Source organism: Streptomyces sp. SudanB5_2050, from assembly GCF_964272335.1.
Lineage (GTDB): Bacteria > Actinomycetota > Actinomycetes > Streptomycetales > Streptomycetaceae > Streptomyces > Streptomyces rochei.
This window is the reverse complement of the sequence record NZ_OZ186760.1, coordinates 5,338,922-5,365,191: the sequence shown is the minus strand read 5'-3', so window position 1 is coordinate 5,365,191 and position 26,270 is coordinate 5,338,922. Positions and strand designations below refer to the sequence as shown.

Here is a 26,270-nt window from a genome sequence, read left to right as displayed (position 1 = left end):
CGGAGCCCCTGGGGACGCCCGCCCCGGCCGGTCGGCGCGGGCGGAGCCCCCTGGGGACGCCCGCCCCGGCCGGTCGGCGCCTAGAACCCCGCCGGTTCCGTGTACACGCCCCACTCGTCGCGCAGCACCCCGCAGATCTCGCCCAGCGTCGCCTCCGCGCGCACCGCGTCCAGCATCGGCTCGATCATGTTCCCGCCGGAGCGGGCGGCGGCCAGCATTCCGTCCAGCGCGGCGCGCACGGCCGCGTCGTCGCGGGCGGCCTTGCGCTCGCCCAGCACCCGCACCTGCTCGCGCTCCACCTCGTGGCTGACCCGCAGGATCTCCAGGTCCCCGGTGACGGAACCGGTGTGGACGTTGACCCCGACGACCTTCTTCTCGTCCTTCTCCAGCGCCTGCTGGTACCGGAAGGCGGACTCGGCGATCTCGCCGGTGAACCAGCCGTCCTCGATGCCGCGCAGGATGCCCGAGGTCATCGGCCCGATGGGGTGCTGCCCGTCGGGGTGGGCCCTGAGCCCCCGCTCCTTGATCTGCTCGAAGATCTTCTCCGCGTCGGCCTCGATCCGGTCCGTCAGCTGCTCGACGAACCAGGAACCGCCCAGCGGGTCGGCGACGTTGGCGACGCCCGTCTCCTCCATCAGCACCTGCTGGGTGCGCAGGGCGATCTCGGCGGCCTGCTCGCTGGGCAGCGCGAGTGTCTCGTCGAGCGCGTTGGTGTGCAGGGAGTTGGTCCCGCCGAGCACCGCCGCCAGCGCCTCCACGGCCGTACGCACCACGTTGTTGTACGGCTGCTGGGCGGTCAGCGAGACACCCGCGGTCTGGGTGTGGAAGCGCAGCCACTGCGCCTTGTCGGACTTCGCGCCGTACACGTCCCGCATCCACCGCGCCCAGATCCGGCGCGCCGCGCGGAACTTGGCGATCTCCTCGAAGAAGTCGACGTGCGCGTCGAAGAAGAAGGACAGCCCGGGCGCGAAGACGTCCACGTCCAGTCCGCGGCTGAGCCCCAGCTCCACGTACCCGAAGCCGTCCGCCAGCGTGTAGGCCAGCTCCTGCGCGGCCGTGGCCCCGGCCTCGCGGATGTGGTAGCCGGAGACCGACAGGGGCTTGTACGCGGGGATGCCGGCCGCGCAGTACTCCATCAGGTCGCCGATCAGACGCAGATGCGGCTCGGGCTGGAAGAGCCACTCCTTCTGCGCGATGTACTCCTTGAAGATGTCGGTCTGCAGCGTGCCGTTGAGCACGGACGCGTCGACGCCCTGCCGCTCGGCGGCGACCAGGTACATGCAGAACACGGGCACGGCGGGCCCGCTGATCGTCATGGAGGTCGTGACGTCACCGAGCGGGATGTCCTTGAACAGGACCTCCATGTCGGCGGCCGAGTCGATGGCCACCCCGCAGTGCCCGACCTCGCCGAGCGAGCGCGGGTCGTCGGAGTCGCGGCCCATCAGCGTCGGCATGTCGAAGGCGACCGAGAGCCCGCCACCGCCGTTGCGGAGGATCATCTTGTAGCGCTCGTTGGTCTGCTCGGCGTTGCCGAACCCGGCGAACTGCCGGATGGTCCACGTGCGCCCCCGGTACCCGGTCGGATGCAGACCACGGGTGAAGGGGTACTCCCCCGGCCAGCCGATCCGCTCGAAGCCCTCGTAGGCGTCCCCCGGCCGGGGTCCGTAGACCGGCTCCACGGGATCGCCGGAGAGCGTGGTGAAGTCCGCGTCGCGCTTGCGCGCCGCGTCGTACCGGGCCTGCCAGCGAAGGCGGCCCTCCTCTATGGCGTCAGCGTCCATACCCTCGAATTTACTAGGACGTCCAAGTAAATGTCGATGGGGTACCGCCGTACGGGTGTCCGCACGGCGGTGGAAGGGCCCGGAAAGAGGCGGCTACGCCTTGGCGGCGGCGGGCGTCTCGGCCGCGGCGACCTTGGCGTCCAGTTCCTGGCTGACCTTGCGTTCCACGAAGAACGCGGCGGTCGGGATGGTGCCGGCCAGCAGCACCCACAGCTGCTTGCTCACCTTCCACTTCGCCTTGGCGCCCAGGTCGAAGGCGAAGACCAGGTAGATCACGTACAGCCAGCCGTGCGCGATGCTGACGACGCGGGTGAAGTCGGCCGCGCCGTCCATGTCCAGCAGGTACTTGGCGATCATGCCGAGGCAGAGCAGGATCAGCAGCACACCGGTGACGTACGCCATGACCCGGTAGCGGGTCAGCACGCTCTTTTTCATGGGAACGAGCGTAACCGTCCGTTTCGCGCGATCTTCGGGCGGGCCCGGCGACTCGCTCAGACTTCCTCGAAGTCCCCGGCGGCGACCCGCAGCGGCCTGAGCATCGCGAAGATCTCGCCGCACTCCTCGGCGTCGTACGCGCTCAGGCCGAAGTCCATCGCCATGAGGTCGCGGGTGGCCGACTCGACCACCTCGCGGCCCTTGTCGGTGATGGTGGCGAGCGTGCCGCGGCCGTCGTTGGGGTTGGGGCGCTTGTCGACCAGGCCGGACCTCACCAGCCGGTCGACGGTGTTCGTCACGGAGGTGGGGTGCACCATGAGGCGCTCACCGATCTTGGACATCGGCAGCTCGCCCGACTTGGAGAAGGTCAGCAGCACCAGCGCCTCGTAGCGTGCGAAGGTCAGCCCGTACGGCTTGACCACCGCGTCCACCTCGGCCAGCAGGATCTGGTGCGCCCGCATGATCGAGGTGATCGCGGCCATGGACGGCACGGCGCCCCAGCGCTGCTTCCACAGTTCGTCGGCGCGGGCGATGGGGTCGAAGGAGAGACTGAGGGGCTTCGGCACGGCATCAGACCCTACCGGCCGGTCATATCCCGGTCAGCCCCGTCTCGCCTTTCGATACCACCGCCCGCGGCGCACCGCTACCGGGCGAGGTGCCGCTCCACGGTCTCCACCTTGGAGGTGAGGCCGTCGCTCACGCCGGGGCGGATGTCCGCCTTGAGCACCAGGGACACCCGCGGCGCCCGGGCCTCGACGGCGGCGACGGCACGCCGGACGACGTCCATGACCTCGTCCCACTCGCCCTCGACGGAGGTGAACATCGCGTCGGTGCGGTTCGGCAGGCCCGACTCGCGGACCACCCGGACGGCGTCGGCGACGTACTCCCCCACGTCCTCGCCGACGCCGAGCGGCGTCACGGAGAAGGCGACGATCATGCGCCCACGACCCCTTCCCGGCGGGCCCGGGAGGCGATGACCGCGCTCTCGGCCTCGCGCTTCAGCTTGCGCTCGGCGAAGAAGCCGCCGGTCGGCAGGACCGACATGACGAAGTAGAAGGCGGCGGTGCCGAAGGACCACTTGGCGCGGTTCCAGGCGTCCGCCCAGAAGATCACGTACAGCACGAAGAGGACGCCGTGGACCATGCCCATCACGGGCACCGCGTTGAAGTCGGTGGTCCGCTTGAGCACGGAGCACACCAGCAGCAGCAGGAAGGAGATCGCCTCGGGGCCGGAGACCAGGCGGAGGCGGCGGAGGGCGGAGGCGGTCTTGAGGTCCACGGGTCACCTTCGGTGGGAGGGGAAACGATCGGTACTCGGGCACGCTCGGCGAGCAGGCGGTTTGTGAACGGACGCACAAGCGCGCGTCCATTGTGGCAAACCCCCGACGCGCCCGGGCGAGGGGGTGGGATCCCTGTCGGCGGAGCCGCCCGGCGGGCTACCTTCACATTTGTGGCGATGTTCCGACTTCAAGGAAGCAAGGTACTCGCCGTCGACATGACCGGAGACGCCGTGAAGGCGAAGAACGGCTCGATGGTCGCGTACGACGGGGAGATGGCCTTCAAGAAGCTGAGCGGCGGCGGTGAGGGCATCCGGGGCATGGTGACCCGGCGGATCACCGGCGAGCAGATGACGGTGATGGAGGTGAAGGGCCACGGGACCTGCTGGTTCGCGGACCGGGCCTCGGAGATCAACCTCGTCGGCCTCCAGGGCGACAAGCTGTACGTCGAGTCGAGCAACTTCCTGGCGGCCGACGCCGGGCTGCGGACCGGCACCAGTTTCACCGGCGCCCGCGGCGCCTCGCAGGGCAACGGGCTGTTCACCACGACCGTGGAGGGGCACGGGCAGGTGGCGATCATGTCGGACGGGCCGGCCGTGGTGCTGCGGGTCAGCGCGCAGTATCCGCTGACCGTCGACCCCGGGGCGTACGTCGCGCACCAGGGGAACCTGCGGCAGTCCTTCCAGTCGGGTGTGACCTTCCGCACCCTTCTCGGCGAGGGCGGCGGGGAGGCCTTCCAGATCCGCTTCGAGGGCGACGGGCTGGTGTACGTGCAGCCGAGCGAGCGGAACACGATCGCGGGGGACGTCTGACCATGGGCTTCCAGGAGATCAACTCGAAGATGGTCCGGGCGGCCGTGGCGCCCGGGCAACGGCTGTTCAGTCAGCGCGGCGCGATGCTCGCGTACCAGGGGGAGGTGTCCTTCACCCCCAACATGGCGGGCGGCCAGGGCGGCGTCATGTCGATGATCGGGCGCCGGGTGGCGAACGAGGACACCCCGCTGATGACCGTCGAGGGCAGCGGCACGGTGCTCTTCGGGCACGGCGGCCACCACGTGCAGGTGATCGACCTCGCCGGCGACACGCTGTACGTGGAGGCGGACCGGCTCCTCGCCTTCGAGGGCACGCTGGAGCAGAACACCGTGTTCCTGGGCTCCCAGGGCGGGGTCATGGGCATGGTGCGCGGCCAGGTCAGCGGACAGGGGCTGTTCACCACCACGCTGCGGGGCCACGGCTCGGTGGCGGTGATGGCGCACGGCGGCGTCTTCGAGATCCCGATCACCCCGCAGCGTCCGGTGCGCGTCGACCCGCAGGCCTACGTCGCCCACCACGGCGACGTGCGCAACAAGCTGTCGACCGCGCTGGGCTGGCGGGACATGGTGGGACGCGGCTCCGGCGAGGCGTTCCAGCTGGAGCTGAGCGGAAGCGGCACCGTGTTCGTCCAGGCGTCGGAGGAGAAGCTGTGAGCACCGTCCACCACGACCCGGCGACCCTGCCGGCGGACGACAACGTCAATCCGTACACCTTCTGCGTGGAGCTGAAGGGGAGCCAGTGGTTCCTGCAGAAGGGAAAGATGATCGCCTACTACGGGACGATCGACTTCAACGGGATCGGGCACGGGCGGCTGGACCGTCTGGTGCGCACGTCGTTCCATTCGCCTCTGCACGCGAGCGACTGGGTCGTCGCCGAGGGCTCGGGCAAGATGCTCCTCGCCGACCGGGCGTTCGATGTGAATTCCTATGACCTCGAGGACGGCAATCTGACCATTCGCTCGGGCAACTTGCTCGCTTTTCAGCCAAGTCTCGCCCTCAAACAGTCGATCGTGCCGGGTTTTCTGACTCTGATCGGAACCGGAAAGTTCGTGGCCGCGTCGAACGGTCCGGTGGTGTTCATGGAGCCGCCGATCCGGGTCGACCCCCAGGCCCTGGTCGGCTGGGCGGACTGCCCGTCCCCGTGCCATCACTACGATCACGGGTACATGACCGGCCTGCTGGGCGGTCTACGTGCGATGACGGGCCTCGGCGGGGCCTCCGGCGAGGAGCACCAGTTCGAGTTCGTGGGCGCGGGCACGGTGCTGCTGCAGTCGAGCGAGGCGCTGATGCCGGAGCAGGCCACGGGCGTCACCCCGCAGCAGGCGGGGGTGCCCGGAGGCGGTGCTTCCGGCGCTCCGGGGGGCCGCTCCGGGGTACCGGGGCTTCCCGGACAGCTGGGAGACCTCCAGCGCCGCTTCGGGCTGTGAGCGGTAATCTGCGGAGTGTGACGTCGAACGCGTGCGCACCGTCACCGTCACGGATCACCCCTCACTAGTTCGCCTTTCAACATTTTAGGTAGACTTCATACATGGAGACCGAGACGGCCACCCGCTGGCTGACCGATACGGAGCAGTGTGCCTGGCGCACCCACCTGGAGGTCAACAGGCTGTTGACGCACCAGCTCGAGAAGGACCTGCAGCCGTTCGGCCTGACGATGAACGACTACGAGATCCTGGTGAACCTCTCCGAGTCGGAGGGCGACCGCATGCGGATGAGCGACCTGGCCACCGCCACGATGCAGTCCAAGAGCCGCCTCTCCCACCAGATCACCCGCATGGAGAACGCGGACCTGGTCCGACGGGAGAACTGCGAGTCCGACCGCCGCGGCCTCTACGCCGTCCTCACCGAGCACGGCCTGGAGACCATGCGGAAGGTCGCTCCGCACCATGTGGCGTCCGTCCGCCGGCACTTCATCGACCTGCTGGAGCCCGAGGCCCTGATCGAGCTGGACAAGGCGCTCAAGCCGATCGCGGAGCACCTGCGCGGACAGCGCGGGCGCCCTTGACCACACCCCTGGGACCGTCCTAGACGGAATCGGCCTGGACACCCGGCAGGCGGAGCTCGAACAGGGCGCCGCCTGCCGGCGCGTCGTGGACCGTGAGCGTGCCGCCGTGCCGTACGGCGACGTCCCTGGCGATGGCCAGCCCGAGACCCGCCCCGCCGTCGTCGCGGCTGCGGGCGGCGTCGAGCCGTACGAAACGCTCGAAGATCCGCTCCCGGTCGGCCGCCGGCACTCCCTCCCCGTCGTCGGCCACCGCCACCACGACCGCGCCGCCGTCCCGCCGCACGGCCACCTCCACCGCCGAGCGGGCGTGCCGCTGGGCGTTGTCCAGCAGGTTGGCCAGCACCCGCCCCAGCTGCCCGCGCGACCCGGCCACCGTCACCCCGTCCTCGGCCCGCACCCGCACCCCGGTCCGGCCGCCGGCCTCCTCCCGCGCGAGCGCCGCAAGGTCGACGCGGGCGTCGGCGGGCCGCTCCCCCGCGTCCAGCCTGGCCAGCAGCAGCAGGTCGGCGGCGAGCCGCTGCAGCCGGACCGTGTCCTCCACGGCCCCGTCCAGGTCCAGCAGCTCCGGATGGGCGGCGGCCACCTCCAGCTGGGTGCGCAGCGAGGCGATCGGGCTGCGCAGCTCGTGCGAGGCGTCGGCGACGAAGCGCCGCTGCCGCTCCACCGAGGTCTCCAGGGCGGCCAGCGTCTCGTTGGTGGTCGAGGCGAGCCGGGCCACCTCGTCGTGCGTGCCCGGCACCGGGACGCGGCGCGCCAGGTCCTCGCTGGCGGTGATCGCGGCCATCTCCCGGCGGATGCCCTCCACCGGGCGCAGCGCCCGCCCGGTGACCAGCCAGGTCACCCAGGCGACGACCGCGAGCAGCAGCGGGAAGCCGATCAGCATCACGGTCAGCGCGGTGTTCACGGCGCCGTGCTCGGCGGAGAGCGGGGCGCCGGCCCAGACGGTGAGCTGCTCCCCGTCCCGGGTCTCCACGGGCACGGCGGCGAAGCGGTAGTCCTCCGTGTCCCCGTCGATCGTCGCCGTGCCGTCGCTGACGGTGGTCCGCTCGCCGATCTCGCCGGCCTCGAGCGACTCGCCGGAGTCGTCATCGTCGTCGGAGTCGCCGTCGCCGGTGCCGGTGGGTGCCGGCCGCGGCTCGACCGCGTCGACGCCGGTGCCGGTGATGCGCTCCAGGTCCTCGCTGGCGGCGACGAGCCCGCCCGCCTCGTCCACGATCTGCACGGGCCGGTCGTCCACGTCCAGGCTCAGCTCGGTGTAGCGCGTCCCGACGGCCAGTTCGGTCGCGACGTCCCGTGCGGAGCGTTCCGCCTGGGTGCCGGCCTCGCCGAGCAGGTTGGAGCGCAGGGACAGCAGGACGGCGGTCCCGGCGGCGACGAGGGCGACGGCGACCACGAGGGTGGCGCCCAGCGTGGCCCGGGCCCGGACCGATCCGAACAGGCGGCTCATCGTCCGCTCTCCAGCCGGTAGCCGGCGCCGCGCACGGTGCGGATGAGGCCGGGGCGCAGCTTGCGCCGCAGGGCGCTGACGTAGACCTCGACGATGTTGGGGTCCCCGTCGTAGGCGAAGTCCCAGACGTGCTCCAGGATCTCGGCCTTGGAGACCACCTGCCCGGCCCGCAGCACCAGTTGTTCGAGGACGGCGAACTCCTTCGCGGTGAGGGTCGCCTCGCGCTCGCCCAGGAAGACCCGGCGGGCGGCGGTGTCGACCCTCAGGTCCCCGTGGACGTGCACGGGCGAGGCCCCGGCGCCCTGCGGCCGGCGCCGCAGCAGGGCCTTCACCCGGGCGACCAGGACGACGTACGAGAAGGGTTTCGTCAGGTAGTCGTCGGCGCCCGTGTCCAGGCCCTCGGCCTCGTCGTACTCGCCGTCCTTGGCGGTGAGCATCAGGATCGGCACGTCGTGGCCGGCGGCGCGCAGGGCGGCGCAGACCCGGTAGCCGTTGAGGCCGGGGAGCATGATGTCGAGGATGACGAGGTCGTACACCCCCTCGCCGGCCCGGTGCAGGCCCTCCCGGCCGTCGTGGACGACGTCCACGGCGTAGCCCTCGGCGGTGAGGCCCTTGGCGAGCGACAGGGCCAGCCGCTTCTCGTCCTCCACGATCAACAGGCGCATGCCGCAAGGGTCGCAAAACGAAGCTGAAGAACCCTTCAGGCGGCTTCAGCTCGGCCTCAGCGTCGGTCGGTGACAGTGAGTGCGTCGCCATCACGGCGGCACCAGATCTCTGGACGACTCGGGAGGAATCCGAATGAAGCGCAACATCGTGATCGCCGCCGTCACGGCCGCCGCACTGATCGGGGGCGGTACGGCGACGGCGCTGGCGACCACGGGTGACGACGACCCGGGTACGACGCGTCAGTCGGACGTCCGGGCCTCGGGCGGCGACGACGCGGACGACCGTGCGGGGGACGACGCGGACGACCGGGACGACTCCCGCGACGACGACCGGGGTGACGACGGGGGCGACGACCGCGACGACGCCGCCCGCGCGTCGTCCGCGAAGGTGACGGCGGCCGAGGCCGTCGCCGCCGCGCTGCGCGAGGCTCCGGGTACCGCCGTCTCCGCCGAACTGGACGACGAGGACGGCGACGACGACGGCGACCGTGAGCGCGCCGTCTGGGAGGTCGACGTCCTCGCCGGCGACGGCACCTGGCACAGCGTCCGGATCGATCCGGGCACCGGCAAGGTCCTCGGCTCGGAGACCGACGACGAGGACGACACCGACGAGGTGCGGGCCGCGCTGAAGGGCGCCTCCGTGGACGCCGCCGAGGCCGCGAAGGCCGCCGCCGGCCGCGGGGTCGTGACCTCCGTGGAGCTGGACGAGGACGGGTACTACGGCGACGGCAAGGCCGCCTGGGAGGTCGAGACCCTCTCCTCCGGCAAGGGCGAGCAGGACTGGCGCGTCGACCTGAGGACGGGCAAGGTCACGGCCGACCGCTCGCACCACTCGGGCTCCGACGACGCGGGCTCCGACCACTCCGACGACTCGGACGACTCCGGCTCGGACGACGACTGACCGGCCCCGGCCGCCCGGCGGACCGGTCGCGGCGGCGCCCCGGCACCAGCGCCGCCGCCACGGCGACCGCGCCGGACACCGCGAAGCACACCGGCAGCGGCAGCCGTTCGACCAGCAGGCCCACGGCTCCGGCACCGGCGGAGAGCCCGGCGTTCACGGCGGTGTTGCACCAGGTGCCCGCGCGGACCCGGAAACCGGGGGCCGCGCTCTCGTCGGCGACCAGATAGGCCGTGGTCAGCGCCGGGGCCACGAACAGGCCCGCGCACGTGACGGCCAGGATCAGCGTGCCGAGGCCGGGCGCCAGACCCGCGGCGGCGAGGCAGAGGCCGAGACCCGCCGCGAAGAACGGCAGCCGGGCGCGGGTCGGCGAGCTCCAGGCGACGGCGCCGTTGACGAGACCGCCGACCGCACTGCCCACTGACAGCGCCGCGAGCACCCAGGCGACGGCGCCGTCCCCGAGGCCGCGCTCCCCCGCGTAGGCGACGACGAGGAGGTCGACGGCGCTCACCGAGACACCGACGCACGCGGCGACGACGACGGGTTGCAGCAGGGCCCGGCCCTGCCCGGTGCCGTCCCCTCCGGGTGCGGGGCCGTCGCTCTTCTCCGGCCCCGCCGGCCCCAGGAGGGCCGCCGCCGGTGAGGAGACGAAGGCGAGGGTGCCCGTCACCACCAGGAACGCGCTGAGCACGACGCCGACGGCCGGCGGGGCGACGGTCACGACAGCGCCGACCAGGAGCGGGCCGGAGACGAAGAGCAGCTCCTCGGCGACGCCGTCGAGGCTGTAGGCGCGCAGCAACAGCTGCCGGTCGGGAAGCATCTCGGCCCACACCGCGCGCATCGTGGAACCGAGCGGCGGCGTGCAGGCCCCCGCGAGCGCGGCGGCCACGGCGAGCAAGGCCGCGGGCACCCCGGGGCGCCGGCAGAGTTCCGCCAGCACACAGAGCAGACCGCCGTACGACAGGGCCATGGGGATCAGGGCCCGGCGCAGGCCGTGCCGGTCGACGAGTGCCGCGCGGTACGGGGAGACGAGGACGCCGGTGGCGCCGAAGACGGCCATGACCGTGCCGGCCACGGCGTACGACCCGGTGGACCGGGTCAGGGACAGCATCAGGGCGAGGGAGACCGTGCCGTAGGACAGCCTGCCGACGAGGGCGGCCGCGAACGTACGGCGGGCATGGGGGACACGGAGCACGGCGGCGTACGAAGGCCGCGGAGAGAGCGTGGACACGCGAGGTTCCTCGGAGGGAGGCGACAGGGGGACGCCGAAGCGCGCGACGGCCGGATGCGGCGGTCGCGTGCGGGGCGGGCCCTAGGCCAAGAGGAGGAACATGCGCGTCAACGTAGCAGCGCGTCCTGACGACCGCACGCCCTTTTTTCATCCCCGGCCACCGCGCACACGAACGCGACCGGGGTCCTCCGGAGCACGGGCACCACTCCCCCCGCCCCCGGCGACCGGCCCGACGCCGCACTTCCCCGTCCGGGCATCGGTCGCCATGGCCGTGGCGGAGGGGCGCCGGGCGTCGGTGTGCCGGGTGCCGGGGCCGGTGTCAGCCGTTGGTCAGGCCGGTGACCAGCTCGTCCGCCGCCCGGTACGGGTCCAGCTCGCCCGTGACGATGCGCTCCGCGAGGGCGCCGAGGCGGCGGTCGCCGTGGAGGTCGCCGATGCGTTCGCGCAGGGTGGTGACGGCGATGGTCTCGACCTCGCGGGCGGCGCGGGCCCGGCGGCGCTCCGCCAGCACGCCGCGCTCCTCCATCCACGCGCGGTGCTTCTCCAGCGCCTCCACGACCTCGTCGACGCCCTCGCCGCGCGCGGCCACCGTCTTGACGATCGGCGGGCGCCAGTCGCCGGGCCCGCGGGCCTCGCCCAGGCCCAGCATGTGGTTCAGCTCGCGGGCGGTCGCGTCGGCGCCGTCGCGGTCGGCCTTGTTGACGACGTAGACGTCCCCGATCTCCAGGATTCCGGCCTTGGCCGCCTGGATGCCGTCCCCCATCCCCGGGGCGAGGAGGACCACGGAGGTGTCGGCCTGGGAGGCGATCTCGACCTCCGACTGGCCCACGCCGACCGTCTCCACGAGGACCACGTCGCAGCCGGCCGCGTCGAGGACGCGGATCGCCTGCGGGGCCGCCCAGGCGAGGCCGCCGAGGTGGCCTCGGGTCGCCATCGAGCGGATGTAGACGCCCGGGTCGGAGGCGTGCTCCGACATCCGGACCCGGTCACCGAGCAGGGCGCCCCCGGAGAAGGGGGAGGACGGGTCGACGGCCAGGACGCCGACCCGCTTGCCCTGCTTGCGGTACGCCGTCACCAGTGCCGAGGTGGAGGTCGACTTGCCGACGCCCGGGGAGCCGGTCAGACCGACGACGTACGCGCTCCCCGTGAGCGGCGCGAGGGCCGCCATGACCTCCCTGAGCTGCGGGGACGCCCCCTCCACCAGCGAGATCAGCCGGGCCACGGCCCGCGGCCGGCCTTCCCTGGCCTGGGCCACCAGCGAGGAGACGTCCTGCATCACAGCTCCGTTCAGCGTTCGGATGTAAGTCGCGACCCGGCGATCCGGGTCAGGCCTTCGGTACCCGCACGACCAGCGCGTCACCCTGACCGCCGCCGCCGCACAGCGCCGCCGCGCCGACGCCGCCGCCGCGCCGCTTCAGCTCCAGCGCCAGGTGCAGCACCAGGCGGGCGCCGGACATGCCGATGGGGTGGCCGAGGGCGATGGCGCCACCGTTGACGTTCACCTTTTCGGTGGAGACGCCGAGGTCCTTCATTGACTGCACGGCGACCGCCGCGAACGCCTCGTTGATCTCGATCAGATCGAGGTCCGAGACCTCCAGCCCCTCCTTCTTCAGAGCGTGCTGGATCGCGCGGGACGGCTGCGACTGCAAAGAGTTGTCCGGCCCGGCGACATTGCCGTGCGCGCCGATCTCCGCGAGCCACTCCAGGCCCAGCTCCTCGGCCTTGGCCTTGCTCATCACGACCACGGCCGCCGCGCCGTCGGAGATCTGCGAGGAGGAGCCCGCGGTGATCGTGCCGTCCTTGGAGAACGCCGGGCGCAGCTTGCCCAGCGACTCGGCGGTGGTGTCGCCCCGGATGCCCTCGTCCTGGCTGAAGACCACCGGCTCGCCCTTGCGCTGCGGGATCTCCACCGGGGTGATCTCGGCCTCGAAGACGCCGTTCTTCTGGGCCGCGGCGGCGCGCTGGTGGGAGAGCGCGGCGATCTCGTCCTGGGCGGCGCGCTCGATGCCGAGGCGGGTGTTGTGCTTCTCGGTGGACTCGCCCATGGCGATGCCCTCGAAGGAGTCGGTCAGACCGTCGTGCGCCATGGCGTCGAGCATCTGGACGGCGCCGTACTTGTAGCCCTCGCGGGACTTCGGCAGCAGGTGCGGGGCGTTGGTCATGGACTCCTGGCCGCCGGCGACGACCACGTCGAATTCACCGGCGCGAATCAGCTGGTCGGCCAGCGCGATGGCGTCGAGGCCGGAGAGGCAGACCTTGTTGATCGTGAGCGCCGGGACGCTCATGGGGATGCCGGCCTTCACGGCGGCCTGGCGGGCCGGGATCTGCCCGGCACCGGCCTGGAGCACCTGCCCCATGATCACGTACTGGACCTGGTCGCCGCCGATCCCGGCCCGGTCGAGGGCGGCCTTGATGGCGAAGCCGCCGAGGTCGGCGCCGGAGAAGGACTTGAGCGAGCCGAGGAGCCGACCCATCGGGGTGCGGGCACCCGCGACGATGACGGAGGTCGTGCCGTTCTTCCCAGAGCTTGCGGAGTTTCCAGAAGACATGAGCTGCGATCCCCTTTTCCGGCCCGCACAGGCCGAGGAGTGAACGAGGGTTTACTCGAATGTACTGAGCGGTATGCCGCCCGTCACCCGGCGGTCGGTGTGATCGCGCGCACGTTGCGTAACCACCTCCGGGGCGCTGCACTGAATCCATGCTGACGCGAATCGACCACATCGGAATCGCCTGCCACGACCTCGACACGACCGTCGAGTTCTACCGTGCCACCTACGGCTTCGAGGTGTTCCACACCGAGGTCAACGAGGAGCAGGGGGTGCGCGAGGCCATGCTCAAGATCAACGATACGTCGGACGGCGGCGCCTCGTACCTCCAGCTGCTGGAGCCGACCCGCGAGGACTCCACGGTCGCGAAGTGGCTCGCCAAGAACGGCGAGGGCGTCCACCACATCGCCTTCGGCACGGCGGACGTGGACGCCGACGCCGCGGACGTCCGGGGCAAGGGCGTACGCGTGCTGTACGACGAGCCCCGGCGCGGTTCCATGGGGTCGCGGATCACCTTCCTGCACCCCAAGGACTGCCATGGCGTACTGACAGAACTCGTCACTTCGGCGGCTGTTGAGTCACCTGAGCACTGACCCTCGTACATATGGGCCGGTAGGGTTGGGTGCGGTCGCCGCTCAGTCCGGGGTGACCCGGTCCTGCCGTCTGTGGTGGCGGGACTGCCGGGGTCCGTGTTTCGGGGGGCGAACGCCGGGGCAGAAGCGCTTGCTCCGCCGTTGATCTGACACCATTCCCCGGGGGCACCGTCCGGCGGACGGACGGAGCTCGTTCGGAAGTTTTGCGACCAGGGGACGGATGGGACCGCGCAGTGCGGGGCTACGAGAGCCAGGAGCGAGAGCCGGCGGCTGACGTCGACCACCTCTCTCGGTTCGAGGCCGAGATGAAGCGGCTGAAGACCGAGCGGGAAAAGGCGATCCAGCACGCCGAGGACCTCGGCTACCAGGTCGAGGTGCTGCGCGCCAAGCTGCACGAGGCGCGGCGCACCATCATGTCCCGGCCCGCCTTCGACGGCGGCGACATCGGGTACCAGGCCGAGCAGTTGCTGCGCAACGCGCAGACCCAGGCCGACCAGCTGCGCGCGGACGCCGAGCGGGAGCTGAGCCAGGCCCGCGCGCAGACGCAGCGCATCCTCCAGGAGCACGCCGAGCAGGCGGCCCGGCTCCAGGCGGAGCTGCACCAGGAGGCGGTGACCCGGCGCCAGCAGCTCGACCAGGAGCTGGCCGAGCGCCGGCAGACCGTCGAGTCGCACGTCAACGAGAACGTGGCGTGGGCGGAGCAGCTGCGCGCCCGCACCGAGCAGCAGGCCCGCCGGCTGCTCGACGAGTCCCGCGCCGAGGCCGAGCAGGCGATGGCCGCGGCCCGCGCGGAGGCCGAGCGGCTGACCACCGAGGCCCGCCAGCGGCTGCGGAGCGAGGCCGAGAGCGCCCGCGCGGAGGCCGAGCAGCTGCTGCGCCGCGCCCGCGCCGACGCCGAGCGGCTGCTGAACGCCGCCTCCACCCAGGCCCAGGAGGCCACCGACCACGCCGAGCAGCTGCGCAGCTCCACGGCGACCGAGTCGGAGGAGGCGCGGCGCCGGGCCCAGGAGCTGAGCCGGACCGCCGAGCAGCGGATGACCGAGGCCGAGGAGGCGCTGCGCAAGGCGCAGGCCGAGGCCGAGAAGGTCGTCGCCGAGGCCAAGGAGGCCGCGGCCAAGGCCCTCGCGAGCGCCGAGCAGACCAACGAGCAGCGCACCCGCACCGCCAAGGAGCAGGTCGCCCGGCTGGTCAGCGAGGCCACCAAGGACGCCGAGACGACGAAGTCCGAGGCCGAGCAGCTGGTCGCGGACGCCCGCGCCGAGGCCGAGAAGATCGTCGCCGAGGCCGTCGAGAAGGCCCGCACGCTCACCGCCGAGGAGTCGGCGACCCAGCTGTCCAAGGCGGCCAAGACCGCCGAGGACGTGCTGAACAAGGCGTCCGAGGACGCCAAGCGCACCACGAAGGCCGCCGCCGAGGAGGCCGAGCGCATCCGCTCCGAGGCCGAGGCCGAGGCGGACCGGCTGCGCGGCGAGGCGCACGACATCGCCGAGCAGCTCAAGGGCGCGGCGAAGGACGACACCAAGGAGTACCGCGCCAAGACGGTCGAGCTGCAGGAGGAGGCGCGCCGGCTGCGCGGCGAGGCCGAGCAGCTGCGGGCCGACGCGGTCGAAGAGGGCGAGAAGATCCGCGCCGAGGCCCGCAAGGAGGCCGTGGCGCAGATCGAGGAGGCGGCGAAGACCGCCGAGGAGCTGCTCGCCAAGGCGAAGGCGGACGCCGACGAGCTGCGGCAGACCGCGACGGCGGACGGCGAGAAGGTCCGTGCCGAGGCCATCGAGCGGGCGACGACCCTGCGCCGACAGGCCGAGGAGACCCTGGAGCGCACCCGCGCGGAGGCCGAGCGGCACCGTGCGGAGGCCGCCGAGCGGGCCGAGGAGCTGCAGGCGGAGGCCGAGCGCGCCGCCCGCGAGCTGCGCGAGGAGACCGAGCGTGCCGTCGAGGCCCGCCGCGAGGAGGCCGCCGAGGAGCTGTCCCGGCTCCAGACGGAGGCCGAGGAGCGCCGGGCCGCCGCCGAACAGGCGCTGACCGAGGCCCGCGAGGAGGGCGAGCGGATCCGCCGCGAGGCCGCCGAGGAGAGCGAGCGGCTGCGCACCGAGGCCGCCGAGCGCATCCGTACGCTCCAGCAGCAGGCCGAGACGGAGGCCGAGCGGCTGCGCACCGAGGCCGCCGCGGACGCCTCCGCCTCCCGCGCGGAGGGCGAGGCCGTCGCCGTACGCCTGCGGTCGGAGGCGGCGGCCGAGGCGGAGCGGCTGAAGTCGGAGGCGCAGGAGAGCGCCGACCGGGTGCGGGCCGAGGCGCAGAGCGCCGCCGAGCGCATCGCCGCCGAGGCGTCCGAGACGCTGGCCGCCGCCCAGGAGGAGGCCGCCCGGCGCCGCCGCGAGGCCGAGGAACTGCTCCGGGACGCCCGGCAGGAGGCCGACCAGGAGCGCGAGCGGGCCCGCGAGCAGAGCGAGGAGCTGCTGGCCTCGGCGCGCAAGCGGGTGGACGAGGCGCAGGCCGAGGCGACCCGGCTGGTCGAGGAGGCCGACCGGCGCGCCACCGAGATGGTGTCGGCCGCCGAGCAGCACGCGACGCAGGTACGGGAGTCGGTCGCCGGACTGCACGAGCAGGCCCAGGAGGAGATCACCGGGCTGCGCAGCGCCGCCGAGCACGCGGCCGAGCGCACCCGGCGCGAGGCCGAGGAGGAGGCGGACCGGGTCCGCGCCGACGCCTACGCGGAGCGGGAGCGGGCGAGCGAGGACGCCGGGCGCCTGCGGCACGAGGCACGGGAGGAGACGGAGGCCGCCAAGGCGCTGGCCGAGCGGACGGTGTCCGAGGCGATCACGGAGGCCGAGCGCATCCGCGCGGACGTCGCCGAGCACGCCCAGCGGGTGCGCACGGAGGCGTCCGACGCCATCGCGGAGGCCGAGCAGTCCGCGGCGCGCACCCGGGCCGACGCCCGCGAGGACGCCAACCGCATCCGGTCCGACGCGGCGACGCAGGCGGACACGCTGATCACCGAGGCGCGTTCCGAGGCGGAGCGGCTCACCACCGAGACGGCCGCGGAGACGGACCGCATCCGCACGGAGACCCTCGCGGAGACCGACCGCATCCGCACGGAGACGGTCGCGGAGGCGGAGCGCGTCCGCACCGAGGCGGCGAACGAGGCGGAGCGCCTGCGGTCGGAGTCGGAGGCGGAGGCCGACCGGGTGCGGGCCGAGGCGAGCGCCCAGGCCGAGCAGCTGCTCTCGGACGCCACCGGGGAGGCCGAGCGGCTGCGCGCCGAGGCCGCCGAGACGGTCGGCTCCGCGCAGCAGCACGCCGAGCGGCTGCGCACCGAGGCGGAGCGGGTCCGCACCCAGGCGGCTCAGGAGGCCGAGCGGGTGACCGCGGCCGCCCGCGAGGAGGCCGAGCGCACCCTCGACGAGGCCCGCAAGGACGCCAACAAGCGCCGTTCGGAGGCGGCCGAGCAGGTCGACACGCTGATCACCGAGACCACCGCCGAGGCCGACAAGCTGCTCGCCGAGGCCCAGCAGCAGGCCCAGAAGGCCACCGCGGACGCCGAGTCGCAGGCCGACACGATGGTCGGTGCCGCCCGCGCGGAGGCCGAGCGGATCGTGGCGGAGGCGACGGTCGAGGGCAACACCCGGGTGGAGAAGGCCCGTACGGACGCCGACGAGCTGCTGGTCGGCGCCCGCCGGGACGCGACCGCCATAAGGGAGCGCGCGGAGGAGCTGCGCGAACGCCTCACCACCGAGATCGAGGAGCTGCACGAACGCGCCCGCCGCGAGGCCGCCGAGACGATGAAGTCGGCCGGCGACCGCTGCGACGCGCTCATCAAGGCCGCCGAGGAGCAGCTGGCCAAGGCGGAGGCGAAGGCCAAGGAGCTGGTGTCGGAGGCCAACTCCGAGGCCGGCAAGGTGCGCATCGCCGCCGTCAAGAAGGCCGAGGGGCTGCTCAAGGAGGCCGAGCAGAAGAAGGCCAAGCTGGTCCGGGAGGCCGAGGAGCTGAAGGCCGAGGCCGTCCGCGAGGCCCGCGAGACGGTCGAGGAGGGCAAGCGCGAGCTGGAGGTCCTGGTGCGGCGCCGCGAGGACATCAACGCGGAGATCTCGCGGGTGCAGGACGTGCTGGAGGCTCTGGAGTCCTTCGAGGCGCCCGCGGGCGGCGGCAAGGACAACGGGGTCAAGGCCTCCGCCACCGTGGGTGCTCCACGTTCGGGTGGCAAGTCGTCAGACGGCTAGCGTCCAGGGCGGTTTCGGTGTTTGCTGGAGATCTTTGGCGTATGTCCGGACAGACCCTTGACCAGAACTTTGGCAAGCCGTCCGCGTGTCAGCCACCCAAAAGAGGTGTCATTCTCCGTATCAAACGTGCATCCGCTCGATGACACACCGCATCGGCGCCTAGGATTCCCTCTATCACCTCACCCGGTCTCTTTCGACAGGAACCCCATGAGCGACACTTCCCCCTACGGCTTCGAGCTTGTGCGGCGTGGGTACGACCGCGCTCAGGTGGACGAACGTATCTCCAAGCTCGTCTCCGACCGTGACAGCGCTCTCGCCCGCATCACCGCTCTGGAAAAGCGCATCGAGGAGCTCCACCTCGAGACCCAGAACGCCCAGGCCCAGGTGAACGACGCCGAGCCGTCGTACGCCGGTCTCGGCGCCCGGGTCGAGAAGATCCTGCGGCTCGCCGAGGAAGAGGCGAAGGACCTGCGCGAGGAGGCCCGGCGCGCGGCCGAGCAGCACCGCGAGCTGGCCGAGTCCGCGGCCCAGCAGGTGCGCAACGACGCGGAGTCGTACGCCGCGGAGCGCAAGGCCAAGGCCGAGGACGAGGGCGTCCGCATCGTCGAGAAGGCCAAGGGTGACGCCGCGCAGCTGCGCTCCGAGGCGCAGAAGGACGCGCAGTCCAAGCGCGACGAGGCCGACGCCCTCTTCGAGGAGACCCGCGCCAAGGCCGCCCAGGCCGCCGCCGACTTCGAGACCAACCTCGCCAAGCGCCGCGAGCAGTCCGAGCGTGACCTGGCCTCCCGTCAGGCCAAGGCCGAGAAGCGGCTCGCGGAGATCGAGCACCGCGCGGAGCAGCTGCGCCTGGAGGCGGAGAAGCTGCGCACGGACGCCGAGCGCCGCGCCCGCCAGACCGTCGAGACGGCGCAGCGCCAGGCCGAGGACATCGTGGCCGACGCCAACGCCAAGGCCGACCGGATCCGTTCGGAATCGGAGCGCGAGCTGGCCGCCCTGACCAACCGTCGCGACTCCATCAACGCGCAGCTGACCAACGTGCGCGAGATGCTGGCCTCCCTCACGGGCGCCGCGGTGGCCGCCGGTTCGCCGGCCGACGACGAGCCGGTCTCCCGCGGGGTGCCGGCCCAGCAGTCCCGCTGACGCGGGGCGTACGCCGGCCGAACACGTACGGAACAAGGACGAAGCCTTCTGTCACCGGGGTGGCAGAGGGCTTCGTCCCGTTCTAGCGTGGGCGCATGATCGAGCTCGAGGGGCTGACCAAGCGGTACGGCGAGAAGGTGGCGGTCAACAATCTCTCCTTCACCGTCAGACCGGGCATCATCACGGGCTTCCTCGGCCCCAACGGTGCGGGCAAGTCGACCACCATGCGGATGGTGCTGGGTCTCGACCGGCCGACGGCCGGGGACGTCCGGATCGACGGCAAGCACTACGACCAGCTGAAGGACCCGCTGACGTACATCGGCGCGCTGCTGGAGGCCAAGGCCTGGCACGGCGGACGCAGCGCCTACAACCACCTGCTGTGCCTCGCCCAGAGCAACGGCATCCCGACCAGGCGGGTGCGCGAGGTCCTGGACACGGTCGGGCTCACGGCGGTGGCCAAGAAGAAGACGAAGGGCTTCTCGCTCGGCATGGGCCAGCGCCTGGGCATCGCCGCGGCGCTGCTGGGCGACCCGCGCATCCTGATGTTCGACGAGCCGGTCAACGGGCTCGACCCCGAGGGCATCCACTGGATCCGCAACCTGATGAAGACGCTGGCCTCCCAGGGCCGTACGGTCTTCGTCTCCTCCCACCTGATGAGCGAGATGGCGCTGACGGCGGACCATCTGGTCGTCATCGGCCAGGGCAGGCTGCTGGCGGACACCTCGATGGCCGACTTCATCGCGGAGAACTCCCGCAGCTACGTCCGCATCCGCACCCCGCAGCGCGAGCGCCTGCTCGACGTGCTGCACGGCGAGGGCGTCACGGCCGTCGAGGCCGGCGAGGTGCTGGAGGTGGACGGCGACAAGGCGGAGGCGGTCGGCGAGCTGGCGGCGCGCCACCAGATCGTGCTGTACGAGCTGAGCCCGCAGCGGGCCTCGCTGGAGGAGGCGTTCATGCAGCTGACGGCGGAGTCGGTGGAGTACCACGCGCACGACGGACAGCCGGCCGGTCCGGTGCCGCCGGGGCAACAGCAACAACAGCAGCAGTGGGGCAGCGAGTGGAGGAAGGGATGAGCATGGCGGCGACACAGGTCGTCCGGTCCGAGTGGACCAAGATCCGTTCGGTCGCGTCCACGGTGTGGACGCTGGGCCTCGCCGTGGTCGTCACCATCGCCCTCGGCATGCTGATCTCGGCACTGTCGAAGAGCGAGTTCGACAACATGGGCCGGGAGGACCAGCTCACCTTCGACCCGACCTTCATCAGCTTCGCCGGGACCAGCCTCGGCCAGCTGGCGATGATCGTGTTCGGTGTGCTGGTGGTGGCGAACGAGTACAGCACCGGCATGATCCGCACCTCGCTGGCCGCCGTGCCGAAGCGCGGCACCTTCCTGTTCAGCAAGATCGCGGTGGCCACCGCGCTGGCCCTGGTGGTCAGCATGATCACCAGCTTCGCCACCTTCTTCCTCGGGCAGGCCATGCTCGGTGACCTGAAGGCGTCGATCGGCGACCCGGGTGTGCTGCGCGCGGTCTTCGGCGGCGGGCTCTACATGACGCTGATCGCGATGTTCTCCATGGGCGTCGCCGCGATGCTGCGCTCACCGATGCTGTCGCTGGGCATCCTGATGCCGTTCTTCTTCCTGATCTCCAACATCCTGGGCAACGTCCCGGCCACCGAGAAGGTCGGCCGGTTCCTGCCCGACCAGGCCGGCAGCAAGATCATGCAGGTGGTCGCGCCGCTCGACGACGACGTGCCCTACGGACCGTGGGGCGGGCTCGGGATCATGGCATTGTGGGTGATCGCGGCCCTCGTGGGCGGGTACGCGGTGCTGAAGAAGCGGGACGCCTAGTCCGGTCCGGCGAGGTTTCAGGGGGCGTCGGATTTTGCCCGGGCTTGAACGGAACCGACAGCGCCTCGATATCCTCCTAACCCTTACGGGGGCGTGCGCCCTGCTGTCCTGAACCTTCCGATGGGTGCGGAGCATGATCGAGGCTGTCGGCCTGACCAAGCGCTACGGCGACAAGACCGCCGTGCACAATCTGTCCTTCCAGGTGCGGCCAGGCGCCGTCACCGGCTTCCTCGGGCCGAACGGCTCGGGGAAGTCGACGACGATGCGCATGATCCTCGGCCTGGACAACCCCACGGCCGGACACGTCACCATCGGCGGCCACCCGTACCGCAAGCTGCCGAACGCCCCCCGCCAGGTGGGCGCGCTGCTCGACGCCAAGGCGGTGCACGGCGGCCGGTCCGCCCGCAACCACCTGCTGAGCCTGGCCCAGCTGTCGGGCATCCCGGCCCGGCGGGTGGACGAGGTGCTCGGCGTGGTGGGCCTCCAGGACGTGGCCAAGCGGCGCTCCAAGGGCTTCTCGCTCGGCATGGGCCAGCGGCTCGGCATCGCCGCCGCCCTGCTCGGCGACCCCCAGGTGCTGCTCTTCGACGAGCCGGTCAACGGGCTCGACCCCGAGGGCATCCACTGGGTCCGCAACCTGATGAAGGCGCTCGCGGCGGAGGGCCGTACGGTCTTCGTCTCCTCGCACCTGATGAGCGAGATGGCGCTGACCGCCGACCACCTGATCGTCATCGGGCGCGGCCAGCTGATGGCCGACATGAGCGTGACGGACTTCATCTCGGCCAACTCCGCCGACTTCGCCCGCGTGCGCACGCCGGACACCGAACCGCAGCTGCGCGAGAAGCTGACCGCCGCGCTGACCGAGGCGGGCGGGCACGTCATGTCCGAGCAGGACGGCGCGCTGCGGGTGACCGGGCTGCCGCTCCCCCGGATCAGCGACATCGCCCACGACGGCGACGTACGGCTGTGGGAGCTGTCGCCGCACCAGGCGTCGCTGGAGGAGGCGTACATGCGGATGACGCAGGGCGCCGTCGACTACCGGTCGACCGACGACCAGAAGGCGGGGCTCCAGCAGCCGCTGCCGCCCGGCGCGCAGCCGCCGATGCCGGTGCCGGGCCAGGGCCAGCCCGGCTGGTACGCCCCGCCGCCGCCCCAGCAGGGCGGCCTGCCCTTCGCGGCGCCGCAGGGCGCGCCGGGACAGGCTCCGGCGGGGCCGTACGGCGCCCCGGCCGCCCCCGGCGCGATGCCGGGCGGACAGCCCGCCAATCCGTACGCGGCCCAGCCGGCCCCCGCGCCGCAGGCCCCGCAGGCACAGCCGGCCCCCCAGGCCCAGCCGGCCCCCCAGGCTCCGCAGGCCGCGCAGGCGCCCGCGCAGGCACCGGCGGCGCCCGCCGCCCCCGCCTCCGCGCCCGTCACCGACCCGACCAAGTCCGAGGACGCCCGATGAGCACGCCCCAGCCCCCGATGCCGCAGGCCGCACCCGACTGGCAGGCGGCGCCCGGTTCGCCGTACCCCACGTACACGTCGCCGATCCCGGTGGTGCGCACGCACCTCGGGCACGCGGTCGCCTCCGAGTGGACGAAGATCAAGTCGGTGCGCTCGACGATGTGGACGCTGGGCGTGTTCGTCCTGCTGGTCCTCGGCCTGGGCCTGCTCACCGGCGCGGTGGTGGCCAGTTCGGACACCGACGTGGACGGCGAGAGCCCGCTCGCCCTCGGCTTCTTCGGTCTGCTGCTCGGCAGCATCTGCCTGATCACCCTCGGCGTGCTGACCACGGCCTCCGAGTACGGCACCGGCATGGTGCGCACCACGATGACCGCGTGCCCCACCCGCGGCCGGGTCCTCGCGGCCAAGGCGATCGTGTTCTTCCTGGTCGCGTTCGTGGTGACGCTGGTGTCCGCCACGCTCGTCGGCCTGATGCACGTGACGATGCTGGAGGGCAACGGGGCGGGCGAGCCCACCGGGAGCGAGTGGCTGAAGGGCACCGTCGGCGTCTCGCTCTACGTGGCGCTGCTCGGCATGCTCTCGCTGGCCGTCGGCTCGATCATCCGTCACTCGGCGGGTGCCATCACCATCATGATCGGCGCCCTGCTCGCCCCGCTGGTGATCGCGCTGTTCATGTTCTCGGAGTCGCTGAAGGACGTGCAGCAGGCGCTGTTCGAGTACTCCATCCCGAACCAGATGAGCATCTTCTACGCCAACTCGCTCAGCGATTCCGGCCCGTCCGGCTGGGACCCGCTGTGGATCATGCTCGGCGTGACGGCGGTCGCGTTCGCCGGCGCCTTCGCCCTGCTGGAGAAGCGGGACGTGTAGCCGGCGTTCAGAACCTCGGCGCGTTACGGGACCGCTGCACCCGCGTGGTGCGGCGGTCCTTCGCGTTCCAGCAGGACTTGTGCCAGTGCCGCCGCTCGTCGACGCCCGAGTGCGCCGGCCAGGCCACCACGTGCGGGACGCCGTCCGGGATGAGCTGGTCGCAGCCCGGGCAGCGGTACGACTTCCCCTGCGCGCTGGCGCCCGCCACGTGCCGTACGCTCCAGTCCTCGCCCTGCCAGCTCTCCGAGGACTGCCAGCCGCCGTAGCGCCCCGAGCCGTCGTCCTCGGCGCTGCGGCCGGGCGAACCGGCTCCCTTGGGTCGGTTGCGACGCGGGGACACAGGACACCTCACGGAGCTATACAGGGAGTACGGGCGGCATCCAGCCTACGCGGGACGGGGCGGGGTACGCGTACGGCACCAACCCCCACAACTCGCCCCGCACGGACCCCCGCAAGGGCGGTCGGCCCCTCGCCGACGGCCGATTCTGCAGACAATCCGCAAATTACCCCGCCCGGCCGTGTCCTCGGCACGTGTCAGACGGTTATGCCCTGTGGGGGAGCTCCGTGTCGGAGCCGAGGAAGCAGGAAGAGCAATGCGCGTTGGAAGTTTCGTGTTGGGCGCCCAGTTCCCGGGCCAGGGTCACGGGGAGGCGCTGCACCGCGCGGTCCGCTCGGCGGAGGTCGCCGAGGAGGCGGGGCTCGACACGGTCTGGCTGGCCGAGCACCACTTCGTCCCGTACGGCACGTGCCCGTCGGCGGTGACCCTGGCCGCGCTGCTGCTGGGCCGCACCCGGCGCATCCGGGTCGGCACCGCGGTCAGCGTGCTGCCCACCGCCCACCCCGTGGCGCTCGGCGAGCAGGCCGCGCTGCTGCACGTCACGAGCGGCGGCCGCTTCTCGCTGGGCGTGGGCCGCGGCGGCCCGTGGGTCGACCTGGAGGTGTTCGGCGCGGGCCTCGAGGCGTACGAGGAGCAGTTCCCCGAGTCACTCGATCTGCTGGTGCGCTGGCTGCGCGAACCGGCCGTCGGCGCCTCGGGCGACCGCTTCCGCTTCCGTGAGGTGCCCGTCGTCCCACGGCCCTCGGAGTCCCTGTCCGAGGAGCCCGGCCCGGAGGTCGTCGTCGCCTGCACGTCCCCGTCGAGCGTGCGCACGGCGGCCGAGCGGGGACTGCCGATGCTGCTCGGGATGCACGTCGGGGACGAGGAGAAGGCGGAGATGGTCGCCCTGTGGCGGCGGCACGCCCGCGCCGCCGGGCGGCCGTCGGCGGAGATCCACGGCGCGGCCCACGTCTCGGCCGGCGTCTGCCAGATCGCCGACCGGCGCACGGACGCGGCCGAGACTCTGCTCAAGGCCATGCCCGGCTGGCTCCGTCAGGGCCTGGGCGCCCACGTCACCGTGGACGGCCGCGCCCGGCGGATGCGCGACCCGCACGCCTACACCGAACTGCTCTGCGGGCTGCACCCGGTGGGCACGCCCCGCCTGTGCGCCGACCGGCTCGCGGCGACCGGCGAGCGCACCGGCATCAGCCGCTTCGCCCTGCTCGTCGAGGGGTCCGGAGACCTCGCGGCGACCGAGGAGAACGTACGGCGGCTGGGCGCCGAGGTGCTCCCCCAACTCCGGTGAGCACACCGGCGGCGCGCATGCCGCTCCGGTGCGCACTGCACCTCCCGCGCACGGAGCGGCAAGCGGACGGTCTCGTCAGCAGTCGCGGAACTCGGGCGACTGGTTCAGCACCTGGCTGCGTACCGAGGTGAAACGGGTCAGCGTCTCGTCGACGGAGGAGTCCAACGGGAACACCGCCACCCGGTGGCAGTTCTGGAAGGCCAGCCGCACTCCGAAGTGCCGCTGAAGCGCACCGCGTATGGCGTCACTCGCCAGCGCACGCAGCAACTGGCCGCGCGCCTGCTCGTCCGGCGGGGGCGTCTGGTTGTCGGCGAACGCACCGCCGTCGACCTTCAGCTGTGCCACCAGGGAGCTGACCATCTCCCATGCGTAAGGCAGGGAAGTCCGGACGCAGTCGACGAAGGCTGCTTCGTCGACCTCGCCTCGCTCGGCCTGTTCGAGTAGGGCCGGTGAGACGTCGAGCGACATGGGTTCTCCTCTCGCACCCCCGATGGTCAGGGGTTGCCGGACAGTTAAGGGAGTGCGCGATTTTGAACACGCTGAGTACACACCTCGCGACCTCCCGTTCAATACCGTAAGCAACCGATCGAGGACGCACCAGGAGAATGCCCAGATGGGCAACAACCGGTACGCGCACTATCGGCCAGTGCGCAAGACGGGGCCAAAGGGAGAACTGGGACGGCCCGCGGTACCGTCCCGGCACCGGCGAATCGCGTCGGGCCGGGCGCGTCGAGTAGCGTTGCCGACCATGCGTCTCGTCATTGCCCGCTGCTCGGTCGACTACGCCGGGCGGCTCACCGCCCACCTGCCCTCGGCTCCCCGCCTGATCCTGGTCAAGGCGGACGGCAGCGTCTCGATCCATGCCGACGACCGGGCCTACAAGCCCCTCAACTGGATGTCGCCTCCATGCACCCTCAAGGAGGGCACGGGCGAGGAGGAGGGCGTCTGGACCGTCGTCAACAAGGCGGGCGAGAAGCTCATCATCACGATGGAGGAGATCCTCCACGACTCCTCGCACGAACTGGGCGTCGACCCGGGCCTGATCAAGGACGGCGTGGAAGCGCACCTCCAGGAACTGCTCGCCGACCGCATCGAGACGCTGGGCGAGGGCTACACCCTCATCCGCCGCGAGTACATGACGGCCATCGGCCCCGTCGACATCCTGTGCCGCGACGCGGAGGGCCGGACCGTCGCGGTGGAGATCAAGCGGCGCGGCGAGATCGACGGCGTGGAGCAGCTCACCCGGTACCTGGAGCTGCTGAACCGCGATCCCCATCTCGCCCCGGTGCGCGGCGTCTTCGCCGCGCAGGAGATCAAGCCGCAGGCCCGGGTGCTCGCCACGGACCGCGGGATCGGCTGCCAGGTGCTGGACTACGACGCGCTGCGGGGCATCGAGGACGACAAGCTGCGGCTGTTCTGAGGGGGCGTCAGCCTCCCGTGACGT

The 26,270-nt window shown here is 72.0% G+C and carries 26 protein-coding genes; 14 read left to right on the top strand and 12 right to left on the bottom strand.

Going from position 1 to position 26,270, the window contains the following annotated elements:
* Positions 1-80: 80 nt before the first annotated feature.
* The 5 genes from ACFZP7_RS24085 to ACFZP7_RS24065 form a co-directional block, all read right to left on the bottom strand.
* Positions 81-1,781 carry a methylmalonyl-CoA mutase gene (locus tag ACFZP7_RS24085; RefSeq protein WP_030970608.1) on the bottom strand — a complete coding sequence of 567 codons (1,701 nt, stop codon included), beginning with the start codon at positions 1,779-1,781 and terminating at the stop codon, positions 81-83.
* Positions 1,782-1,874: 93 nt separating this feature from the next.
* Positions 1,875-2,216, bottom strand: a complete 342-nt coding sequence (locus tag ACFZP7_RS24080; protein WP_030970606.1) for a DUF3817 domain-containing protein — start codon at positions 2,214-2,216, stop codon at positions 1,875-1,877.
* Positions 2,217-2,272: 56 nt separating this feature from the next.
* Positions 2,273-2,782 (bottom strand): MarR family winged helix-turn-helix transcriptional regulator, encoded by a 510-nt coding sequence (locus ACFZP7_RS24075; RefSeq protein ID WP_019326816.1) that lies wholly within the window; start codon positions 2,780-2,782, stop codon positions 2,273-2,275.
* Positions 2,783-2,859: 77 nt separating this feature from the next.
* Complete coding sequence (locus ACFZP7_RS24070; protein ID WP_019326817.1) at positions 2,860-3,153, bottom strand: MTH1187 family thiamine-binding protein; 294 nt, start codon at positions 3,151-3,153, stop codon at positions 2,860-2,862.
* Positions 3,150-3,494: a DUF3817 domain-containing protein gene (locus ACFZP7_RS24065; RefSeq protein ID WP_109202746.1), complete on the bottom strand. Its 345-nt coding sequence runs from the start codon at positions 3,492-3,494 to the stop codon at positions 3,150-3,152. The genes ACFZP7_RS24070 and ACFZP7_RS24065 overlap by 4 nt, the downstream gene beginning before the upstream one ends.
* Before the next feature lie 177 nt (positions 3,495-3,671).
* Between ACFZP7_RS24065 and ACFZP7_RS24060 the strand changes: the two genes are divergently transcribed.
* From ACFZP7_RS24060 to ACFZP7_RS24045, 4 genes are all read left to right on the top strand, one after another.
* The gene (locus tag ACFZP7_RS24060; RefSeq protein WP_030970605.1) at positions 3,672-4,304 is read left to right on the top strand and encodes an AIM24 family protein; all 633 of its coding nucleotides are present in this window, start codon (positions 3,672-3,674) and stop codon (positions 4,302-4,304) included.
* A gap of 2 nt (positions 4,305-4,306) precedes the next feature.
* Entirely contained in the window at positions 4,307-4,957 is a 651-nt protein-coding gene (locus ACFZP7_RS24055; protein WP_385635636.1) for an AIM24 family protein, read from the top strand.
* Entirely contained in the window at positions 4,954-5,730 is a 777-nt protein-coding gene (locus ACFZP7_RS24050; protein ID WP_030970603.1) for an AIM24 family protein, read from the top strand. The genes ACFZP7_RS24055 and ACFZP7_RS24050 overlap by 4 nt, the downstream gene beginning before the upstream one ends.
* A gap of 101 nt (positions 5,731-5,831) precedes the next feature.
* Positions 5,832-6,308 (top strand): MarR family winged helix-turn-helix transcriptional regulator, encoded by a 477-nt coding sequence (locus ACFZP7_RS24045; protein ID WP_210902097.1) that lies wholly within the window; start codon positions 5,832-5,834, stop codon positions 6,306-6,308.
* Positions 6,309-6,327: 19 nt separating this feature from the next.
* Here the strand turns inward: ACFZP7_RS24045 and ACFZP7_RS24040 are convergent, their stop codons facing one another.
* The gene (locus ACFZP7_RS24040; RefSeq protein ID WP_031016319.1) at positions 6,328-7,755 is read right to left on the bottom strand and encodes a cell wall metabolism sensor histidine kinase WalK; all 1,428 of its coding nucleotides are present in this window, start codon (positions 7,753-7,755) and stop codon (positions 6,328-6,330) included.
* Positions 7,752-8,420 (bottom strand): response regulator transcription factor, encoded by a 669-nt coding sequence (locus ACFZP7_RS24035; protein WP_019326824.1) that lies wholly within the window; start codon positions 8,418-8,420, stop codon positions 7,752-7,754. Before ACFZP7_RS24035 ends, ACFZP7_RS24040 begins: the two co-directional genes overlap by 4 nt.
* 133 nt (positions 8,421-8,553) lie before the next feature.
* On the opposite strand from ACFZP7_RS24035, the gene ACFZP7_RS24030 reads away from it, so the two are divergent.
* Positions 8,554-9,321, top strand: a complete 768-nt coding sequence (locus ACFZP7_RS24030) for a PepSY domain-containing protein (RefSeq protein ID WP_385635633.1) — start codon at positions 8,554-8,556, stop codon at positions 9,319-9,321.
* Here the strand turns inward: ACFZP7_RS24030 and ACFZP7_RS24025 are convergent.
* The 3 genes from ACFZP7_RS24025 to ACFZP7_RS24015 all read right to left on the bottom strand — a co-directional run bounded on the left by ACFZP7_RS24025 (position 9,230) and on the right by ACFZP7_RS24015 (position 13,098).
* Positions 9,230-10,549 carry an MFS transporter gene (locus ACFZP7_RS24025; RefSeq protein WP_385635630.1) on the bottom strand — a complete coding sequence of 440 codons (1,320 nt, stop codon included), beginning with the start codon at positions 10,547-10,549 and terminating at the stop codon, positions 9,230-9,232. The genes ACFZP7_RS24030 and ACFZP7_RS24025 overlap by 92 nt on opposite strands.
* Before the next feature lie 319 nt (positions 10,550-10,868).
* Complete coding sequence (gene meaB, locus ACFZP7_RS24020) at positions 10,869-11,825, bottom strand: methylmalonyl Co-A mutase-associated GTPase MeaB (RefSeq protein ID WP_019326827.1); 957 nt, start codon at positions 11,823-11,825, stop codon at positions 10,869-10,871.
* 49 nt (positions 11,826-11,874) lie between these two features.
* The gene (locus ACFZP7_RS24015) at positions 11,875-13,098 is read right to left on the bottom strand and encodes an acetyl-CoA C-acetyltransferase (RefSeq protein ID WP_385635628.1); all 1,224 of its coding nucleotides are present in this window, start codon (positions 13,096-13,098) and stop codon (positions 11,875-11,877) included.
* A 149-nt stretch (positions 13,099-13,247) separates the two neighbouring features.
* Here ACFZP7_RS24015 and mce point away from each other — a divergent pair, with 149 nt between their 5' ends.
* The 7 genes from mce to ACFZP7_RS23980 all read left to right on the top strand — a co-directional run bounded on the left by mce (position 13,248) and on the right by ACFZP7_RS23980 (position 23,204).
* The gene (gene mce / locus ACFZP7_RS24010) at positions 13,248-13,688 is read left to right on the top strand and encodes a methylmalonyl-CoA epimerase (RefSeq protein WP_019326830.1); all 441 of its coding nucleotides are present in this window, start codon (positions 13,248-13,250) and stop codon (positions 13,686-13,688) included.
* 233 nt (positions 13,689-13,921) lie between these two features.
* Entirely contained in the window at positions 13,922-17,905 is a 3,984-nt protein-coding gene (gene scy / locus ACFZP7_RS24005; RefSeq protein WP_385635626.1) for a polarized growth protein Scy, read from the top strand.
* Between the two features lie 207 nt (positions 17,906-18,112).
* Positions 18,113-19,045 carry a cellulose-binding protein gene (locus ACFZP7_RS24000; protein ID WP_019326832.1) on the top strand — a complete coding sequence of 311 codons (933 nt, stop codon included), beginning with the start codon at positions 18,113-18,115 and terminating at the stop codon, positions 19,043-19,045.
* Positions 19,046-19,140: 95 nt separating this feature from the next.
* A complete protein-coding gene (locus ACFZP7_RS23995) occupies positions 19,141-20,118 on the top strand; it encodes an ABC transporter ATP-binding protein (protein WP_030970588.1) in 978 nt (325 codons plus the stop codon).
* Positions 20,115-20,891 (top strand): ABC transporter permease, encoded by a 777-nt coding sequence (locus ACFZP7_RS23990; RefSeq protein WP_019326834.1) that lies wholly within the window; start codon positions 20,115-20,117, stop codon positions 20,889-20,891. Before ACFZP7_RS23995 ends, ACFZP7_RS23990 begins: the two co-directional genes overlap by 4 nt.
* Before the next feature lie 133 nt (positions 20,892-21,024).
* Complete coding sequence (locus tag ACFZP7_RS23985) at positions 21,025-22,338, top strand: ABC transporter ATP-binding protein (RefSeq protein WP_385635624.1); 1,314 nt, start codon at positions 21,025-21,027, stop codon at positions 22,336-22,338.
* Positions 22,335-23,204, top strand: a complete 870-nt coding sequence (locus ACFZP7_RS23980) for an ABC transporter permease subunit (protein ID WP_029393652.1) — start codon at positions 22,335-22,337, stop codon at positions 23,202-23,204. The genes ACFZP7_RS23985 and ACFZP7_RS23980 overlap by 4 nt, the downstream gene beginning before the upstream one ends.
* Before the next feature lie 7 nt (positions 23,205-23,211).
* Here ACFZP7_RS23980 and ACFZP7_RS23975 read toward each other — a convergent pair whose 3' ends face one another.
* Positions 23,212-23,544 (bottom strand): hypothetical protein, encoded by a 333-nt coding sequence (locus ACFZP7_RS23975; RefSeq protein WP_019326837.1) that lies wholly within the window; start codon positions 23,542-23,544, stop codon positions 23,212-23,214.
* Between the two features lie 253 nt (positions 23,545-23,797).
* Between ACFZP7_RS23975 and ACFZP7_RS23970 the strand changes: the two genes are divergently transcribed.
* Complete coding sequence (locus ACFZP7_RS23970) at positions 23,798-24,826, top strand: LLM class flavin-dependent oxidoreductase (protein WP_030970585.1); 1,029 nt, start codon at positions 23,798-23,800, stop codon at positions 24,824-24,826.
* A gap of 75 nt (positions 24,827-24,901) precedes the next feature.
* Here the strand turns inward: ACFZP7_RS23970 and ACFZP7_RS23965 are convergent, their stop codons facing one another.
* Positions 24,902-25,294 (bottom strand): SCO5389 family protein, encoded by a 393-nt coding sequence (locus tag ACFZP7_RS23965; RefSeq protein WP_019326839.1) that lies wholly within the window; start codon positions 25,292-25,294, stop codon positions 24,902-24,904.
* Positions 25,295-25,574: 280 nt separating this feature from the next.
* Here ACFZP7_RS23965 and nucS point away from each other — a divergent pair, with 280 nt between their 5' ends.
* Positions 25,575-26,246: an endonuclease NucS gene (nucS, locus tag ACFZP7_RS23960; RefSeq protein ID WP_019326840.1), complete on the top strand. Its 672-nt coding sequence runs from the start codon at positions 25,575-25,577 to the stop codon at positions 26,244-26,246.
* The last annotated feature ends 24 nt before the right edge of the window (positions 26,247-26,270 follow it).

Excerpts from the sequence above, each read along its gene's own strand:
- ACFZP7_RS24080 (WP_030970606.1), bottom strand. The coding sequence starts at position 2,216 with ATGAAAAAGAGCGTGCTGACCCGCTACCGGGTCATGGCGTACGTCACC.
- meaB (WP_019326827.1), bottom strand. The coding sequence starts at position 11,825 with ATGCAGGACGTCTCCTCGCTGGTGGCCCAGGCCAGGGAAGGCCGGCCG.
- ACFZP7_RS24045 (WP_210902097.1), top strand. The coding sequence starts at position 5,832 with ATGGAGACCGAGACGGCCACCCGCTGGCTGACCGATACGGAGCAGTGT.
- ACFZP7_RS24085 (WP_030970608.1), bottom strand. The coding sequence starts at position 1,781 with ATGGACGCTGACGCCATAGAGGAGGGCCGCCTTCGCTGGCAGGCCCGG.
- ACFZP7_RS24040 (WP_031016319.1), bottom strand. The coding sequence starts at position 7,755 with ATGAGCCGCCTGTTCGGATCGGTCCGGGCCCGGGCCACGCTGGGCGCC.
- ACFZP7_RS23990 (WP_019326834.1), top strand. The coding sequence starts at position 20,115 with ATGAGCATGGCGGCGACACAGGTCGTCCGGTCCGAGTGGACCAAGATC.
- ACFZP7_RS23985 (WP_385635624.1), top strand. The coding sequence starts at position 21,025 with ATGATCGAGGCTGTCGGCCTGACCAAGCGCTACGGCGACAAGACCGCC.
- ACFZP7_RS24055 (WP_385635636.1), top strand. The coding sequence starts at position 4,307 with ATGGGCTTCCAGGAGATCAACTCGAAGATGGTCCGGGCGGCCGTGGCG.
- ACFZP7_RS24035 (WP_019326824.1), bottom strand. The coding sequence starts at position 8,420 with ATGCGCCTGTTGATCGTGGAGGACGAGAAGCGGCTGGCCCTGTCGCTC.
- ACFZP7_RS23965 (WP_019326839.1), bottom strand. The coding sequence starts at position 25,294 with ATGTCGCTCGACGTCTCACCGGCCCTACTCGAACAGGCCGAGCGAGGC.
- ACFZP7_RS24060 (WP_030970605.1), top strand. The coding sequence starts at position 3,672 with ATGTTCCGACTTCAAGGAAGCAAGGTACTCGCCGTCGACATGACCGGA.
- ACFZP7_RS24070 (WP_019326817.1), bottom strand. The coding sequence starts at position 3,153 with ATGATCGTCGCCTTCTCCGTGACGCCGCTCGGCGTCGGCGAGGACGTG.
- ACFZP7_RS24030 (WP_385635633.1), top strand. The coding sequence starts at position 8,554 with ATGAAGCGCAACATCGTGATCGCCGCCGTCACGGCCGCCGCACTGATC.
- ACFZP7_RS24015 (WP_385635628.1), bottom strand. The coding sequence starts at position 13,098 with ATGTCTTCTGGAAACTCCGCAAGCTCTGGGAAGAACGGCACGACCTCC.
- nucS (WP_019326840.1), top strand. The coding sequence starts at position 25,575 with ATGCGTCTCGTCATTGCCCGCTGCTCGGTCGACTACGCCGGGCGGCTC.
- mce (WP_019326830.1), top strand. The coding sequence starts at position 13,248 with ATGCTGACGCGAATCGACCACATCGGAATCGCCTGCCACGACCTCGAC.
- ACFZP7_RS23970 (WP_030970585.1), top strand. The coding sequence starts at position 23,798 with ATGCGCGTTGGAAGTTTCGTGTTGGGCGCCCAGTTCCCGGGCCAGGGT.
- ACFZP7_RS24000 (WP_019326832.1), top strand. The coding sequence starts at position 18,113 with ATGAGCGACACTTCCCCCTACGGCTTCGAGCTTGTGCGGCGTGGGTAC.
- ACFZP7_RS23995 (WP_030970588.1), top strand. The coding sequence starts at position 19,141 with ATGATCGAGCTCGAGGGGCTGACCAAGCGGTACGGCGAGAAGGTGGCG.
- ACFZP7_RS23980 (WP_029393652.1), top strand. The coding sequence starts at position 22,335 with ATGAGCACGCCCCAGCCCCCGATGCCGCAGGCCGCACCCGACTGGCAG.